Below are 14,466 nucleotides of genomic sequence, written 5' to 3' on the forward strand. Positions count from 1 at the left end.
GGTCAGTTTCCTTGATCATCGAGAAATAGATAGTCGCGGCCTTCGACCTGACCGCGTCTGAGAGGGTTCCGTGTGCAGAAACGGGCATAGCCCGAGTCCACGAAGCGATACATCAAATGCTCGTCGCGACCGCTGGGGATGCCCAGGCGGGTGGTCTGGATAATGCGTTCGGGCCTTTGGCCGACATCCTCGACCAGCAGCTTTTGCGGATCGAAACGCCTGGCGTCCCATTCGGGTACTTTCAGGCCGAGCGCTTTGCACAGCAGGGTCTGGCCAGCGCAGAGCCGTTGCGCCGGACGGATCGCGCCGCTGGCGTCAGGATTGTTCAGTTGCATCTGTGCCAGAGCGTTTTCGTCGCTGGTCGCGTCGGTCCAGGGGAACGCCGATTTGATCAATACCGCGTTGCCCGGCCCTTCGGCGCTGAAATTCAGGGAGTCGCCGCCGCGTGCGTAGTACATATAGATGTGGCCGCCGTCGAGGAACAGGGCCTTGCGCTTTTCGGTGTAACCCAGCGATGCGTGGCTGCCTTTTTCGGCGCAGTAATACGCTTCCGTCTCAATGATGCGCGCGGCCAGCCACAGTTCGCCTACCTTGTGGCGGATGACCTTGCCCAGCAGGTCACGGGCAAGTATTTGGGCATCGCGTTGGAAGAACAGGTCTGGAAGGGCTGTGGGCATGATCAGGCAGTACGTTGACAAGGTGCCCGATCATAACAAGCACAACTTTAATTGCAGCTGAATGTGTCGGTATTAAAAACTTTGTTGTTTCTTTAAATGACGAAATCGTGACATGCCATCCTGCCTGGTTCCGCATCTTCTGTACGAGCGCCGCTTGGTCATACCGCCGACGCGGGAAGCAGGACCAAAGTGGCGAGCGCTATCGAGCGAAGTGAATATGCGCACTGATATCGACCTTCCGCCTGTCCGCGCTGTCGTTCGCGCCCTGCGACAGCTATAATCAGCCGCTTTCCTCTTTGCCAAGACCTCTGAGACCATGACTGAGTCCGTTCTTGACTACATGACCCGCCTGGGGCGCGCCGCCCGCGAAGCATCGCGCGTGATCGGTCGTGCCAGTACTGCGCAGAAGAACCGTGCCCTGCAAGCCACTGCGGCCGCGCTGGACGAGGCTCGCGACGAATTGTCCGCGGCCAATGCGCTGGACCTGGCCAACGGTCAGGCTAATGGCCTTGAGCCTGCCATGCTGGAACGTCTGGCCCTGACCCCCGCACGCATCGACAGCATGATCGTCGGGTTGCGTCAGGTCGCCAGTCTGGCAGACCCGGTGGGCGCGATCCGCGACATGAGTTATAGGCCTTCAGGTATTCAGGTCGGCAAGATGCGTGTGCCGCTTGGCGTTGTAGGCATCATCTACGAATCGCGTCCGAACGTGACCATCGATGCGGCCAGCCTGTGCCTGAAGTCGGGCAATGCGACCATCCTGCGCGGCGGCTCTGAAGCCATTCACTCCAATCGTGCCATTGCCGCCTGCATCGAGCGCGGTCTGGCCGAGGCGGGTTTGCCTGCTGCCGTGGTGCAAGTCGTCGAAACCACTGATCGCGCTGCGGTCGGTGCGTTGATCACCATGCCCGAATACGTCGATGTGATCGTTCCGCGTGGCGGCAAGGGGCTGATCGAACGTGTCAGTCGCGACGCACGCGTGCCGGTTATCAAGCACCTCGACGGCATCTGTCACGTCTACGTCAGTGCCCACGCCGACCTGGCCAAGGCCCAGCAGATTGCCTTCAACGCCAAGACCTACCGTTATGGCATCTGTGGCGCGATGGAAACCCTGCTGGTAGATCAAACCGTTGCCGCAGAGTTCCTGCCGCCGATGGCTGCACAGTTTCGCGAGAAGGGCGTCGAGCTGCGCGGCTGCGAGCGCACCCGTGAGCTGATCGACGTCATTCCGGCCACCGAGGAAGACTGGCACACCGAGTATCTGGCGGCCATCCTGTCGATTCGCGTGGTGTCCGGGCTGGACGAAGCCATCGAACACATCAATCATTATGGCTCGCATCACAGCGATGCCATCGTTTCCGATCACCAGAGCCAGATTCGCCGGTTCATGGCCGAGGTCGATTCCAGTTCGGTCATGGTCAATGCGCCAACGAGTTTCGCGGATGGCTTCGAATACGGATTGGGTGCCGAGATAGGCATCTCTACTGATAAGCTGCACGCCCGCGGTCCTGTGGGGCTGGAAGGCCTGACCTGCGAGAAGTACATCGTGATCGGCGATGGCCAATTGCGCGGACAAGCCTGACTTGAAAAGCCCCATGACAGCGCTGCCCAGACGTATCGGCATGCTCGGGGGCACGTTTGACCCGGTTCATATCGGCCACTTGCGCGGTGCGCTCGAAGTGGTCGAATTGCTCGAACTCGATGAGTTGCGCCTGACGCCCAGCGCCAGGCCACCGCATCGTGACATGCCGAGCGTTACGGCTGAGGACCGTCTGGCGATGGTCCGCAGTGCGGTTGCAGGTGTGTTGCCCTTGACGGTGGATGACCGTGAACTGAAGCGGGACAAGCCGTCGTATACCCTCGACACACTGGAATCGATGCGCGCCGAGTTGGCGCCTCAGGACCAGTTGTTCCTGTTGCTGGGTTGGGATGCCTTTTGCGGGCTGCCAACCTGGCACAGGTGGGAAGAACTGCTGGAGCACTGCCATATCGTGGTGCTGCAACGCCCGGACGCAGACAGCGAGTCGCCGGATGCCATGCGCAACCTGCTGGCGGCACGCGCAGTCAGCGACCCGAAGGCCCTGAAAGGGCCGGGTGGACACATTACATTCGTCTGGCAGACGCCTTTATCGGTGTCTGCCACCCAGATCCGTCAACTGCTGGCCAGCGGTAAGTCGGTACGTTTTCTGGTGCCAGACGCGGTACTGGCCTATATCGATGCGCGCGGGCTTTACCGTGCGCCGAACACTGATGGGTCGTCCTGAAACTGCTTTGATCGATAAGCGTTTGGACGGTCCCACACATACGAGCTGAATGAGTTTTATATGACAAAGCAAAAAATGAGCAGTGAAGAAGTCATCAATGTTGCGATCGCAGCGCTTGAAGAGGTCAAGGGTGCCGACATCCTGACCATCGACGTGCGCGACAAGACCAGCATCGCCGACTACATGCTGATCTGCACCGGTACGTCCAACCGTCAGTTGAACGCACTGGTCGACAACGTTCGTGACAAGGTCAAGGCTGCCGGCCTGAAATCGCTGAGCGAAGAAGGCAAGGGCGACAGCGACTGGGTTCTGCTGGACCTGGGTGATGTGATCGTTCACGTGATGACCGCTGCAGCACGCCAGTTCTACGACCTTGAGCGTCTGTGGCAGGGTGCCGAACAAAGCCGTGCTGCCAGCGCTGCGCACCACACTCCGGGCAACGAATAAGGCCTTGATGTGCGTTTGCGTCTGATTGCTGTCGGTTCGCGCATGCCCAAGTGGGTGGAAGAAGGTTGGCATGAGTACGCCAAGCGGATGCCCTCAGAGCTTGCGCTTGAACTGGTGGAAATTCCGCTCAATACCCGTGGCAAGAACGCTGATGTCGCGCGCTTTATCCGTCAGGAAGGCGAGGCGATGCTGGCCAAAGTGCAGCCGGGTGAGCGAATTGTCACACTGGAAGTGCATGGCAAGCCGTGGAGCACCGAACAGCTTGCGGTCGAACTCGATCGCTGGCGCCTCGATGCACGCACGGTCAACCTGATGGTGGGCGGCCCCGAGGGGCTGGCGCCTGAGGTCTGCGCGCGCAGTGAGCAGCGCTGGTCGCTGTCGCCGCTGACCTTGCCGCATCCGCTGGTGCGCATCCTGATTGGCGAGCAGATGTATCGCGCCTGGACAGTCCTGTCCGGGCACCCTTATCACAAGTAGCATCGCCTTTATTGTGAACACGGCCTAAATGTCTCAACCGATCCGCCTCAAAGACCACGAAAAAGACGCACGTCTGGTGCGCGGCAGGGTCGTGTTCGGTGCAGTGGCGGTCGTGTTGCTGGTGTGCGTCCTGATCGCGCGTCTGTATTACCTGCAGGTCATTCAGTACGACTATCACTCGACGCTGTCGGAAAACAACCGCGTTCACGTTCAGCCTATTCCGCCCAGCCGAGGGCTGATCTACGACCGCAACGGCGTTGTGGTGGCAGACAACCGGCCCAGTTTCAGCCTGACCATGACCCGCGAGCGTGCCGGTGAGTGGTCCAGCGTGCTCGACACCATCGTTGAGATCCTGCAGCTCACCCCCGATGACCGGATCATTTTTGAAAAACGCATGAAGCAGGGGCGCCGACCCTTTGAGCCAGTGCCGATCCTGTTCGAGCTGAGCGAAGAGCAGATCGCGCTGATTGCGGTCAATCAGTTCCGCCTGCCAGGCGTCGAAGTGGTTGCGCAGTTGGTCAGGCATTACCCGCAAGGGCCGCACTTTGCCCACTCGGTCGGCTACATGGGGCGGATCAACGAAAAAGAGCTCAAGAGCCTCGATCCGATCAACTACAGCGGCACCCACCATATCGGCAAGACGGGCATCGAGCGCTTCTACGAGCCTGAGCTGCATGGTCAGGTCGGCTACGAAGAGGTCGAGACCAACGCTCGTGGTCGCGTGCTGCGAGTGCTCAAACGTACTGATCCCATTCCCGGCAAGGACATCGTCCTGAGCCTGGACATCAATCTTCAGGAAGCTGCCGAGGCCGCGCTTGGCGGGCGTCGCGGTGCAGTGGTGGCCCTGGACCCTGCTACCGGAGAAGTGCTGGCGATGGTCAGCGCTCCCAGCTTCGATCCCAACCTGTTCGTGACCGGCATCAGCTTCAAGGCTTACGCCGAGCTGCGCGATTCCATCGACCGGCCGCTGTTCAACCGCATTCTTCGTGGCCTGTATCCGCCGGGTTCGACCATCAAGCCTGCCGTGGCAATTGCAGGTTTGGACTCCGGCGCTGTGACGCCTGGCTCGCGGGTATTCGATCCAGGGTATTACCAGTTGCCCAACTACGATCACAAATACCGCAACTGGAACCGTACCGGCGACGGCTGGGTAGATCTTGATACAGCGATCATGCGTTCAAATGACACGTACTTCTACGATCTTGCGCACAAAGTAGGTATTGATCGGCTTGCCACCTACATGAACAAGTTTGGCATCGGGCAAAAGGTGTCGCTGGACATGTTCGAGGAATCGCCAGGCCTCATGCCTTCGCGTGAGTGGAAGCGCGCCACGCGCCGTCAGGCCTGGTTCCCTGGCGAAACGCTGATTCTCGGGATCGGTCAGGGCTACATGCAGGCGACACCGCTACAACTGGCCCAGGCAACTGCGCTGGTGGCCAACAAAGGTGTGTGGAACCGTCCGCATCTGGCCAGAACCATCGAAGGCAAGGCGCCTGTCGACGAGAACCCGATGCCGAACATCGTATTGCGTGATCCGGCCAACTGGGAACGCGTCAACCACGGCATGCAACAGGTCATGCACGGTGCGCGAGGCACGGCACGCAAGGCTGCCGTCGGCGCGCAATACCGGATTGCCGGCAAAAGCGGTACGGCGCAGGTCGTCGCCATCAAGCAGGGCGAGAAGTATGACCGCACCAAGGTTCAGGAGCGTCACCGCGACCACGCCTTGTTCGTGGGGTTTGCTCCAGCCGACAACCCTAAAATCGTCGTCGCGGTGATGGTCGAGAACGGCGAGTCCGGTTCCGGCGTTGCGGCGCCTGTGGTGCGGCAGGTCCTGGACGCCTGGCTGCTTGACGAAAACGGCCATCTCAAGCCTGAGTACGCCGGTTCCCTGAATCTGGAGGCTGCGGCCCGTGAAGAGTAATTTCGACCGCATCCTGTCCAGCGAAGACGTGATGCGCCGCCGCGCCACGTTCCTGCAGCGCATTCATATCGACGGTCCGTTGTTGATTCTGCTGCTGACCCTCGCGGCAGGCAGCCTGTTCGTGCTGTATTCGGCCAGCGGCAAAAACTGGGACCTGCTAATCAAGCAGGCCAGTTCGTTCGGTATCGGTCTGGTCGCGATGGTAGTAATTGCCCAGCTCGAGCCAAGGTTCATGGCGCGCTGGGTGCCCGTGCTTTATGTGATCGGCGTTCTGTTGCTGGTGGTTGTGGATGTAATGGGCCATAACGCGATGGGGGCGACCCGATGGATCAATATTCCCGGCGTGATCCGTTTTCAGCCTTCGGAATTTCTGAAGATCATCATGCCGGCGACCATTGCCTGGTACTTGTCCAAGCGCACGCTGCCGCCGCACCTCAAGCACGTAGCGGTGAGTCTGGCCCTGATTGGCGTGCCGTTCATTCTTATCGTGCGTCAGCCCGATCTTGGCACGTCGTTGTTGATTCTGGCTTCCGGCGCTTTCGTGCTGTTCATGGCGGGCCTGCGCTGGCGCTGGATTCTAAGTGTGCTGGCCGCAGCCGTGCCCGCAGCAGTCGCCATGTGGTTCTTCTTCATGCACGACTATCAGAAGCAGCGCGTACTGACGTTTCTGGACCCGGAAAGCGATCCGCTGGGCACCGGCTGGAACATCATCCAGTCCAAGGCCGCCATCGGTTCAGGCGGGGTATTCGGCAAGGGTTGGTTACTCGGCACCCAGTCGCACCTCGACTTCCTGCCGGAAAGCCACACCGACTTCATTATTGCGGTACTGGGCGAGGAATTCGGGCTGGTGGGGATCTGCGCGCTGCTGATCATCTATATGCTGCTGATCGGTCGCGGGCTTGTCATTACCGCGCAGGCCCAGACATTGTTCGGAAAACTGCTAGCCGGGGCGTTGACCATGACGTTTTTTGTTTACGTTTTCGTCAACATCGGTATGGTCAGTGGCCTGATGCCCGTGGTGGGGGTGCCGTTGCCCTTCATTAGCTATGGCGGAACTTCGCTTGTGACCCTACTGTCAGCGTTTGGGGTTTTGATGTCGATCCACACACATCGTAAATGGATCGCTCAGGTTTGATTAAGGTGAACAACTCAATGCAAGCAATGCGTAACTGGGCTCGATATGCTCCGGTGGTCGGCCTGGTGGGCATCCTTGGGTCGGTGCAGGAAGCGCTGGCCGGTGACTATGACGGCTCGCCCCAAGTGGCTGAGTTCGTCGGTGAAATGACCCGCGATCATGGCTTTGCCGGTGAGCAGTTGATGGGCCTGTTTCGTGAGGTCGAGCGCAAGCAGGCCATTCTCGATGCAATTTCCCGCCCGGCCGAACGGGTCAAGCTGTGGAAAGACTATCGTCCGATGTTCATCACCGATACGCGCATCGCGCGAGGCGTGGACTTCTGGCGGCAACACGAGGCTGCGCTGGCACGTGCCGAGCAGGAATACGGCGTACCTGCGCAGATCATCGTCTCGATCATTGGCGTTGAAACGTTTTTCGGTCGCAACACCGGCAATTACCGGGTGATCGACGCCTTGTCGACACTCGGTTTCGATTACCCGCCACGCGCTCCGTTCTTCCGCAAGGAGCTGCGCGAGTTTCTGCTGCTGGCTCGCGAGCAACAGGTTGATCCGCTGACCCTCAAAGGCTCGTACGCCGGGGCGATGGGGCTGCCGCAGTTCATGCCGAGCAGTTTCCGCGCTTACGCAGTGGACTTCGACGGCGACGGTCATATCAATATCTGGACCGATCCGGACGACGCTATCGGCAGCGTCGCCAGCTACTTCAAGCAGCATGGTTGGGTCGCGGGTCAGCAGGTGGTCAGTCGTGTCACTGTACGCGGCGATCGGGTTGACGAGGGCTTGAGTCCTGCGCTTGATCCGGTAATGTCGGTTGGGGAGTTGCGAGGGTTGGGCTGGGCGAGTCATGATGCGCTGCGCGACGACATGCCGGTGACGGCGTTCCGTCTTGATGGCGATAATGGTCCTGAATACTGGCTGGGTCTGAACAATTTTTATGCAATTACCCGTTATAACCGCAGTGTGATGTACGCCATGGCCGTGTATCAGCTGTCTGAATCGTTGGTTCAAGCTCGAGGCGTCAAGTAATGCGGGCAATGCCAATCCGTCAATCATTAAAGCTGCTGGCGTTGAGTGGCCTCGCGTTGCTGGTTGCCAGTTGCTCCTCGCCATCGCGCACGACCAGTACGCAAGCGCCGAAAGGCGGTGCCGTCGTGCGCTCGATGCCGGGGCTGGACATCAACCGTGCCCACAAGGACGGCGCGCCGTGGTGGGACGTGGATGTTTCACGCATCCCCGATGCGACGCCGACCCTGCACACGGGTGTCTATAAGGCCAACCCGTATACCGTGCTGGGCAAGACCTACTTTCCGATGAGCGATTCCAAGCGCTACGTCGCGACGGGCACCGCGTCCTGGTATGGCACCAAGTTTCACGGGCAGAATACCGCCAATGGCGAGGTGTATGACCTGTACGGCATGAGTGCCGCACACAAGACCCTGCCGTTGCCCAGCTACGTCAAAGTGACCAATCTGGACAACAACCGCACTGTGATTCTGCGCGTCAACGACCGCGGCCCGTTCTATTCGGACCGGATCATCGATCTGTCCTACGCAGCAGCGAAAAAACTCGGTTATGCCGAAACCGGCACTGCACGGGTCAAGGTCGAAGGTATCGACCCTCAGGAGTGGTGGGCACAACGTGGCCGACCGGCACCGTTGCTGCTTAATCAGCCGCAGGTGACTGCCCAGGCCACGCCGCCCGCGCTGTCCACCTCGACCGGAATCGTCGAGCAGTACACGCCGCCACCCCAGCAGCACGCAGCACCCGTCGTGCCCTTGCAGGTTGACGCAAAAAAAAACGCTTCAGGACAAGCCGCTGGGCTGTTTCTCCAGGTGGGAGCCTTCGCCAATCCGGACGCTGCGGAACTCCTGAGGTCGAAACTGAGCGGGATGGTTCGAGCGCCGGTCTTCGTCAGCTCGATAGCTCGCAATCAGCAAACGCTCTATCGGGTGCGGATGGGACCGATCGACACGCCGGGTGAAGCCCAGCAGCTGCAAAACAGCGTTAGGTCGGCCAATCTGGGTCAGCCAAGCGTAGTGACATCGGATCAGTAAGTTTTTTCGACAGTCGCCCTCCGGCAATATCGGAGGGCGAAATGCAGTCGCAGGCGGCGCACATTTGCCCAAGGGCAGGCGTTGCAGGTAACTGCCACAAGGTCGTGTGTCGAACAGGCGACTTTGTCAGCCAGGGTAACAGCCTGGCGCCACGAGCCGTACCGAGGCCTTTTCGTCTCGCCGGTCTGTTCAGTTTTGCCCGCAAGGGCATGTTTGCCCATTAGGATTCTCGAGAGACGGATGAACATCACCACCTTTGCAAAACGCTTGTGCCTGCTTGTTCCACTGATAATCACCCCGGCTGCGTGGGCTGCTGAGCAGATGACGCCTGCCGCACCGCAACTGGCGGCCAAGGCCTACGTGCTGATGGACGCCACCAGCGGTAACGTTCTGGTCGAGAACAACGGTGACCAGCGTCTGGCGCCTGCCAGTCTGACCAAGCTGATGACCGCTTACATCGCGACCCTGGAAATCCGTCGCGGCCAGATCGGTGAAAACGATCCGGTGACCATCAGTGAAAACGCCTGGCGCACAGGCGGTTCGCGGATGTTCATCAAGGTGGGCAGCCAGGTAACCGTCAGCGATCTGCTGCACGGCATCATCATCCAGTCGGGTAACGACGCCAGCGTCGCTATTTCCGAGCACATTGCCGGTAGCGAAGATGCGTTTGCCGACATGATGAACAAGACGGCTGCCGACCTTGGCATGACCAACAGCCACTTCATGAACCCGACCGGTCTGCCGAATCCGGAGCACTACTCGTCGGCTCATGACATGGCGATTCTGGCCCGTGCCATCATTCACGAAGACCCGGCTCACTATGCGATCTATTCGCAGAAGGAGTTCTTCTGGAACGGCATCAAACAGCCTAACCGCAACCTGCTGCTGTGGCGTGACAAGACTGTTGATGGTCTGAAGACCGGTCACACTGATGAAGCCGGTTACTGCATGGTTTCTTCGGCTGTTCGTGACGGCATGCGTCTGATTGCCGTGGTGTTCGGCACCAACAGCGAGCAGGCTCGTGCGGCCGAAACCCAGAAGTTGCTGACTTACGGCTTCCGTTTCTACGAAACCCAGAACTTCTATCAGAAGGGCACCGAGCTTGCTCAGGCCACTGTCTGGAAAGGCACCGAGCGTCAGGTCAAGGCCGGTCTGGCTGAAGATCTGAGCATGACCATGCCGAAGGGCGACATGAAAAAGCTGTCTGCCAGCATGACCATGAACCCGCAACTGGTTGCACCTATCGCCAAGGGCGACGTAATCGGCAAGGTTGAAGTCAAGAAAGACGATCAGGTGGTTCGCACCTCCAATCTGGTCGCGCTTGAAGCCGTCGAGGAAGGTGGCATTTTCCGCCGCGTGTGGGATAGCATTCGCCTGTTCTTCTACGGCCTGTTCAACTGACCTTCCAGTAACTACTGCCGACCTTCTCGCCGCCCGCTCATGATCTGAGTGGGCGGCGTGTCCGTCGTCACGGCTTGTGAGACCTTTACTGCCATGACCGATACCGACATCAAGTCGCACAAAATCGAATTTCCCTGCAATGACTACCCGATCAAGGTGATCGGCGACACCAGTGTGGGTTTTACGGCTGCCGTGATGGAAGTGCTTGAAAAGCACGCCACGGTCGACCTCAAGACGCTCGCTGAACGTCAGAGCAGCAACGGCAAATACACCACCGTCCAGTTGCACATCGTCGCCACTGGCGAAGATCAACTGCGCGATATCAATAGTGCCCTTCGCGCTACGGGTTTCGTGCACATGGTGCTGTGATGGGCGGTGCCTTGGGCTTTCGTGATCTGGGGCTGATCGATTACGAAACCGTTTGGCACGCCATGCAGCGCTTCACCGACGGACGTGGCCGGGACGCTGCTGATGAGGTCTGGCTGGTCCAGCACCCGCCAGTCTTCACCCAGGGACAGTCCGGCAAGCCCGAGCATTTGCTGCTGCCGGGCAATATTCCTGTCGTACAGGTCGATCGTGGCGGCCAAGTGACTTATCATGGCCCGGGCCAACTGGTGGCTTACCTGATGCTTGACGTCAGGCGCCTTGGTTTCGGCGTGCGCGATCTGGTCACCCGGATCGAGAACACGCTGATTGCCCTGCTGGCCGATTATGGCGTTGCGGCAGCCGCCAAAGCCGACGCTCCGGGCGTGTACGTCGATGGCGCTAAAATCGCGTCGCTCGGCCTGCGTATCCGCAACGGTTGTTCGTTTCATGGTCTGGCGTTGAACGTCGACATGGATCTGGAGCCGTTCCGCCGCATCAATCCTTGCGGCTACGCCGGACTGGCCATGACCCAACTGAGCGATCAGGCAGAGCAGATAGAATTTTCCGAGGTAAGTGTCCGACTGCGCATGCAGCTCGTCAAACACCTCGACTACGCTGAGCAGGCGACCCTTACGGGCGGAATAAACCATTATGACTGACACCGTGCAAACCCTGATCCCGACGCTTGACGTTTCCGAGCGTGTGGCCCGTCCGAAAGTCGAAGCGGGCGTCAAGCTGCGCGGAGCGGAAAAGGTTGCGCGCATCCCGGTCAAGATCATTCCAACCGTCGATCTGCCGAAAAAGCCCGACTGGATCCGCGTTCGTATCCCGGTTTCTCCGGAAGTCGACCGTATCAAACAGTTGCTGCGCAAGCACAAGCTGCACAGCGTCTGCGAAGAAGCCTCCTGCCCCAACCTGGGCGAATGCTTCTCCGGTGGCACCGCGACCTTCATGATCATGGGCGACATCTGCACCCGTCGTTGCCCGTTCTGCGACGTGGGCCACGGCCGTCCGAAAGCACTCGACGCCGACGAGCCGAAGAGCCTCGCCATTGCGATTGCTGACCTGGGTCTGAAATACGTGGTGATCACCTCGGTAGATCGCGACGACCTGCGTGATGGCGGTGCTCAGCATTTTGCCGACTGCATCCGCGAGATCCGTCTGTTGTCACCGGGTGTCCAGCTTGAAACGCTGGTACCCGATTACCGTGGGCGGATGGACGTGGCGCTGGAAATCACCGCCGCCGAGCCGCCTGACGTGTTCAACCACAACCTGGAAACCGTGCCGCGCCTCTACAAGGCTGCGCGTCCGGGGTCGGACTATCAATGGTCGCTGACACTGCTGCAACGCTTCAAGCAGATGGTCCCGCACGTGCCAACCAAGTCCGGGCTGATGCTGGGGCTGGGCGAGACCGACGAAGAAGTCATCGAAGTCATGCAACGCATGCGTGAGCACGACATCGACATGCTGACCCTGGGTCAGTACCTGCAGCCTTCGCGCAACCACCTGCCTGTGCAACGCTTTGTCCATCCGGACACGTTCGCCTGGTTCGCCGAAGAAGGCTACAAGATGGGCTTCAAGAACGTTGCTTCAGGCCCGCTGGTACGCTCTTCGTACCACGCCGACGAACAGGCCAAGATCGCCAAGGCGATGCTCTGACAGCGAGCGCTAAAACAAAAAGGGTCAGGTAGCGATACCTGGCCCTTTTTTGTTTTATCTGATCATCGTGCCCATGCTCCGCGTGGGCATGCAGTTCTGGACGATCTGCGTCCTCTCGGTTACTGCCCGACAGGCTTGCGAAGCGCTTCCAGCAACTCATGCGTCGGATACCCGTCTGCAGGCCAGCCGAAGGATTGCTGGGCGCTGCGGATTGCCTTGCGTGTATTGGCCCCGATAATGCCGTCTGGCGCGCCTGCGTCGTATTGACGGGCCGTGAGGAGGGTTTGCAGTTCGATGCGCTCAGAGCGGCTCAGCGGCAGGTCTCCGCGCGGCCAGCTGCCTACCACATAGCCTGCGCCCTTGAAGCGGTCGGACAGCAGGCTGATCGCCAGCGCGTATGACGTGGAATTGTTGTACTTGAGGATGGCGCGAAAGTTATCCAGTACCAGAAATGCCGGACCACGGTAGCCGGCAGGCAACAGCAAAGCGGCCTGCTGCTGGCTGGCCGCAACCGGGATCGCTGAGCCGTCGGGCTGTTTCAGGCCCAGTTGCTGCCATTCGGCAAGGCTCTTGCGGGTGGTCGAGTCGGCCAGGGAATAATCGAAACCAGTGCCCAGCACCACTTCAAAGCCCCATGGCTGACCACGCTGCCAGCCAGAGCTTTGCAGGTAGTGAGCAGTGGAGGCGAGGGCGTCCGCCGGTGTATTCCAGATATCCCTGCGGCCATCACCGTCAAAATCCACGGCGTGTGTGTTGTAAGTGGTCGGTATGAACTGGGTCTGGCCCATCGCACCGGCCCATGAACCGAGCATCTTGTCCGGGGTAATGTCGCCATGCTGGATGATCTCCAGCGCGGCCAGCAACTGGCTCTGTGCGAAACCTGGGCGACGCCCCTCATAGGCCAGTGTCGCCAATGAACGGATGACGGACTGCGTACCCTGGAACGAGCCGAAGTTACTCTCCATGCCCCACACCGCGACCAATGCCTGACGGTCCACGCCATACTGTTGCTCGATTTTTTGCAGATCATCGGCGTACTGCGAGAGCAGCGCCTGACCCTTGCGCACACGCACAGCGGAAATCGCGCCGTCTAGGTATTCCCAGACCGGGCGGCTGAACTCTGGCTGGCTGCGGTCTGCCTTCACTACGCTCATGTCGGGTGTGACGCCGGCAAACGCCAGGTCGAATACGTCTGCACGGATACCTGCTTTCAACGCCTGAGCGCGAAAGCCGGCCTGCCATTCGCTGAAGCTGACGGCGGGCTGAATGGTGAGGGTGTCATCGACGACCAGCGCTGGCGTGGGGGCCACGGCAGGAGGGTTTGTCTGCACTTTGCTGGATTGAAGAGGCGTGGCATCGGCTGCAGTGGGTTTTTCTGCGCAGGCTACCAGGGCAATAAGGCTGGAGGCAGCGATGAGTTGGCGCAGCTGCGGGCGATGGGTAAAACGAGAAGGCATGCTTGAGTCCAAGGGTATTACCGGTAGGTGCAGACCATAACACGGCTAAGCGGTGGAAAGCGCCTCGGAGATGTTGCTCTATATCACGCAGCCATAAAGCAGGAAGCCTCCCAGCTTTTAGACTGGAAGGCTTCGCGGCGGTAGCTGCCTTTGCCCTTGGAGGGTTGTTCCTGACGACTGCGGAACAATGGCTGGGCGATGATCGATTTGGCCTTGTTCGGCCGTTTTGGCTTGCTCATGGCGGGTACTCCTGATGGGTGTTGTAAAGCGCCGCAAATCATCAGGCAGATCCGCGGTTGTGTCTAATAGTCGTGTGCTATGGCGATCAGCGCAGAGCGTAGGGACGAGAGGATACGCGTAGTGTCAGGTCCATGCCCTAAGTCAGGCAGGCGGCAGACTGAACTGATGAAACAGCGCCATTATGATGAGGGCCAAGATGGCCATTCCGACTCCGGTTGCCCAGTTCGCGGCCGGGGTTTCTGTAAACCAGGAGCCTTTTGCAGGGTATTTGCCAAGCGTCAGGAGTTTTACGATCGGCCATCCGACCGGATAGAAAATGGCACGACCAACGACTTCAAAAAGACCTGTAGGTATGTCGCACATGAG

The 14,466-nt window shown here is 59.5% G+C and carries 16 protein-coding genes; 12 read left to right on the forward strand and 4 right to left on the reverse strand.

Annotated features, from left to right (window positions below; all coding sequences use genetic code 11):
• Window positions 1–2 precede the first annotated feature (2 nt).
• Window positions 3–677 carry a DNA-3-methyladenine glycosylase gene (locus ALO43_RS05330; RefSeq protein ID WP_024670322.1) on the reverse strand — a complete coding sequence of 225 codons (675 nt, stop codon included), beginning with the start codon at window positions 675–677 and terminating at the stop codon, window positions 3–5.
• Window positions 678–993: 316 nt separating this feature from the next.
• Between ALO43_RS05330 and ALO43_RS05335 the strand changes: the two genes are divergently transcribed.
• The 12 genes from ALO43_RS05335 to lipA all read left to right on the forward strand — a co-directional run bounded on the left by ALO43_RS05335 (window position 994) and on the right by lipA (window position 12,403).
• Complete coding sequence (locus ALO43_RS05335) at window positions 994–2,259, forward strand: glutamate-5-semialdehyde dehydrogenase (protein WP_005888715.1); 1,266 nt, start codon at window positions 994–996, stop codon at window positions 2,257–2,259.
• 22 nt (window positions 2,260–2,281) lie between these two features.
• Window positions 2,282–2,941 carry a nicotinate-nucleotide adenylyltransferase gene (gene nadD, locus ALO43_RS05340; RefSeq protein ID WP_167346611.1) on the forward strand — a complete coding sequence of 220 codons (660 nt, stop codon included), beginning with the start codon at window positions 2,282–2,284 and terminating at the stop codon, window positions 2,939–2,941.
• 60 nt (window positions 2,942–3,001) lie between these two features.
• Window positions 3,002–3,388, forward strand: coding sequence for a ribosome silencing factor (gene rsfS / locus ALO43_RS05345; RefSeq protein ID WP_002555337.1), 387 nt, complete (start codon window positions 3,002–3,004; stop codon window positions 3,386–3,388).
• A 9-nt stretch (window positions 3,389–3,397) separates the two neighbouring features.
• Window positions 3,398–3,865, forward strand: coding sequence for a 23S rRNA (pseudouridine(1915)-N(3))-methyltransferase RlmH (gene rlmH / locus ALO43_RS05350; protein ID WP_002555336.1), 468 nt, complete (start codon window positions 3,398–3,400; stop codon window positions 3,863–3,865).
• Window positions 3,866–3,893: 28 nt separating this feature from the next.
• A complete protein-coding gene (gene mrdA / locus ALO43_RS05355) occupies window positions 3,894–5,789 on the forward strand; it encodes a penicillin-binding protein 2 (RefSeq protein ID WP_005888721.1) in 1,896 nt (631 codons plus the stop codon).
• Window positions 5,790–5,820: 31 nt separating this feature from the next.
• The gene (rodA, locus tag ALO43_RS05360) at window positions 5,821–6,924 is read left to right on the forward strand and encodes a rod shape-determining protein RodA (protein WP_005888724.1); all 1,104 of its coding nucleotides are present in this window, start codon (window positions 5,821–5,823) and stop codon (window positions 6,922–6,924) included.
• A 17-nt stretch (window positions 6,925–6,941) separates the two neighbouring features.
• On the forward strand, window positions 6,942–7,949 hold the full coding sequence (gene mltB, locus ALO43_RS05365) for a lytic murein transglycosylase B (protein WP_005888726.1): 1,008 nt from the start codon (window positions 6,942–6,944) through the stop codon (window positions 7,947–7,949).
• Entirely contained in the window at window positions 7,949–8,977 is a 1,029-nt protein-coding gene (locus ALO43_RS05370) for a septal ring lytic transglycosylase RlpA family protein (RefSeq protein WP_005888728.1), read from the forward strand. The genes mltB and ALO43_RS05370 overlap by 1 nt, the downstream gene beginning before the upstream one ends.
• 240 nt (window positions 8,978–9,217) lie before the next feature.
• Window positions 9,218–10,378: a D-alanyl-D-alanine carboxypeptidase family protein gene (locus ALO43_RS05375; RefSeq protein ID WP_005888730.1), complete on the forward strand. Its 1,161-nt coding sequence runs from the start codon at window positions 9,218–9,220 to the stop codon at window positions 10,376–10,378.
• Between the two features lie 93 nt (window positions 10,379–10,471).
• Window positions 10,472–10,747 (forward strand): DUF493 domain-containing protein, encoded by a 276-nt coding sequence (locus ALO43_RS05380; RefSeq protein ID WP_003340907.1) that lies wholly within the window; start codon window positions 10,472–10,474, stop codon window positions 10,745–10,747.
• Window positions 10,747–11,403 (forward strand): lipoyl(octanoyl) transferase LipB, encoded by a 657-nt coding sequence (lipB, locus tag ALO43_RS05385; RefSeq protein ID WP_005888732.1) that lies wholly within the window; start codon window positions 10,747–10,749, stop codon window positions 11,401–11,403. The genes ALO43_RS05380 and lipB overlap by 1 nt, the downstream gene beginning before the upstream one ends.
• A complete protein-coding gene (lipA, locus tag ALO43_RS05390; protein WP_005888734.1) occupies window positions 11,396–12,403 on the forward strand; it encodes a lipoyl synthase in 1,008 nt (335 codons plus the stop codon). Before lipB ends, lipA begins: the two co-directional genes overlap by 8 nt.
• Before the next feature lie 119 nt (window positions 12,404–12,522).
• Here the strand turns inward: lipA and ALO43_RS05395 are convergent, their stop codons facing one another.
• The 3 genes from ALO43_RS05395 to ALO43_RS05405 form a co-directional block, all read right to left on the reverse strand.
• Window positions 12,523–13,860 carry a lytic murein transglycosylase gene (locus tag ALO43_RS05395; protein ID WP_024670319.1) on the reverse strand — a complete coding sequence of 446 codons (1,338 nt, stop codon included), beginning with the start codon at window positions 13,858–13,860 and terminating at the stop codon, window positions 12,523–12,525.
• A gap of 83 nt (window positions 13,861–13,943) precedes the next feature.
• Window positions 13,944–14,099 (reverse strand): alternative ribosome rescue factor ArfA, encoded by a 156-nt coding sequence (arfA, locus tag ALO43_RS05400; RefSeq protein WP_003376569.1) that lies wholly within the window; start codon window positions 14,097–14,099, stop codon window positions 13,944–13,946.
• Between the two features lie 142 nt (window positions 14,100–14,241).
• Window positions 14,242–14,463: a hypothetical protein gene (locus ALO43_RS05405; protein WP_053481346.1), complete on the reverse strand. Its 222-nt coding sequence runs from the start codon at window positions 14,461–14,463 to the stop codon at window positions 14,242–14,244.
• Window positions 14,464–14,466: the final 3 nt, after the last annotated feature.

This window comes from Pseudomonas tremae (assembly GCF_001401155.1).
GTDB classification, from domain to species: Bacteria; Pseudomonadota; Gammaproteobacteria; order Pseudomonadales; family Pseudomonadaceae; genus Aquipseudomonas; species Aquipseudomonas tremae.

Excerpts from the sequence above, each read along its gene's own strand:
- rodA (WP_005888724.1), top strand. The coding sequence starts at position 5,821 with ATGCGCCGCCGCGCCACGTTCCTGCAGCGCATTCATATCGACGGTCCG.
- lipB (WP_005888732.1), top strand. The coding sequence starts at position 10,747 with ATGGGCGGTGCCTTGGGCTTTCGTGATCTGGGGCTGATCGATTACGAA.
- lipA (WP_005888734.1), top strand. The coding sequence starts at position 11,396 with ATGACTGACACCGTGCAAACCCTGATCCCGACGCTTGACGTTTCCGAG.
- ALO43_RS05380 (WP_003340907.1), top strand. The coding sequence starts at position 10,472 with ATGACCGATACCGACATCAAGTCGCACAAAATCGAATTTCCCTGCAAT.
- ALO43_RS05375 (WP_005888730.1), top strand. The coding sequence starts at position 9,218 with ATGAACATCACCACCTTTGCAAAACGCTTGTGCCTGCTTGTTCCACTG.
- ALO43_RS05405 (WP_053481346.1), bottom strand. The coding sequence starts at position 14,463 with ATGTGCGACATACCTACAGGTCTTTTTGAAGTCGTTGGTCGTGCCATT.
- ALO43_RS05395 (WP_024670319.1), bottom strand. The coding sequence starts at position 13,860 with ATGCCTTCTCGTTTTACCCATCGCCCGCAGCTGCGCCAACTCATCGCT.
- rsfS (WP_002555337.1), top strand. The coding sequence starts at position 3,002 with ATGACAAAGCAAAAAATGAGCAGTGAAGAAGTCATCAATGTTGCGATC.
- ALO43_RS05330 (WP_024670322.1), bottom strand. The coding sequence starts at position 677 with ATGCCCACAGCCCTTCCAGACCTGTTCTTCCAACGCGATGCCCAAATA.
- arfA (WP_003376569.1), bottom strand. The coding sequence starts at position 14,099 with ATGAGCAAGCCAAAACGGCCGAACAAGGCCAAATCGATCATCGCCCAG.
- ALO43_RS05370 (WP_005888728.1), top strand. The coding sequence starts at position 7,949 with ATGCGGGCAATGCCAATCCGTCAATCATTAAAGCTGCTGGCGTTGAGT.
- mltB (WP_005888726.1), top strand. The coding sequence starts at position 6,942 with ATGCAAGCAATGCGTAACTGGGCTCGATATGCTCCGGTGGTCGGCCTG.
- ALO43_RS05335 (WP_005888715.1), top strand. The coding sequence starts at position 994 with ATGACTGAGTCCGTTCTTGACTACATGACCCGCCTGGGGCGCGCCGCC.
- mrdA (WP_005888721.1), top strand. The coding sequence starts at position 3,894 with ATGTCTCAACCGATCCGCCTCAAAGACCACGAAAAAGACGCACGTCTG.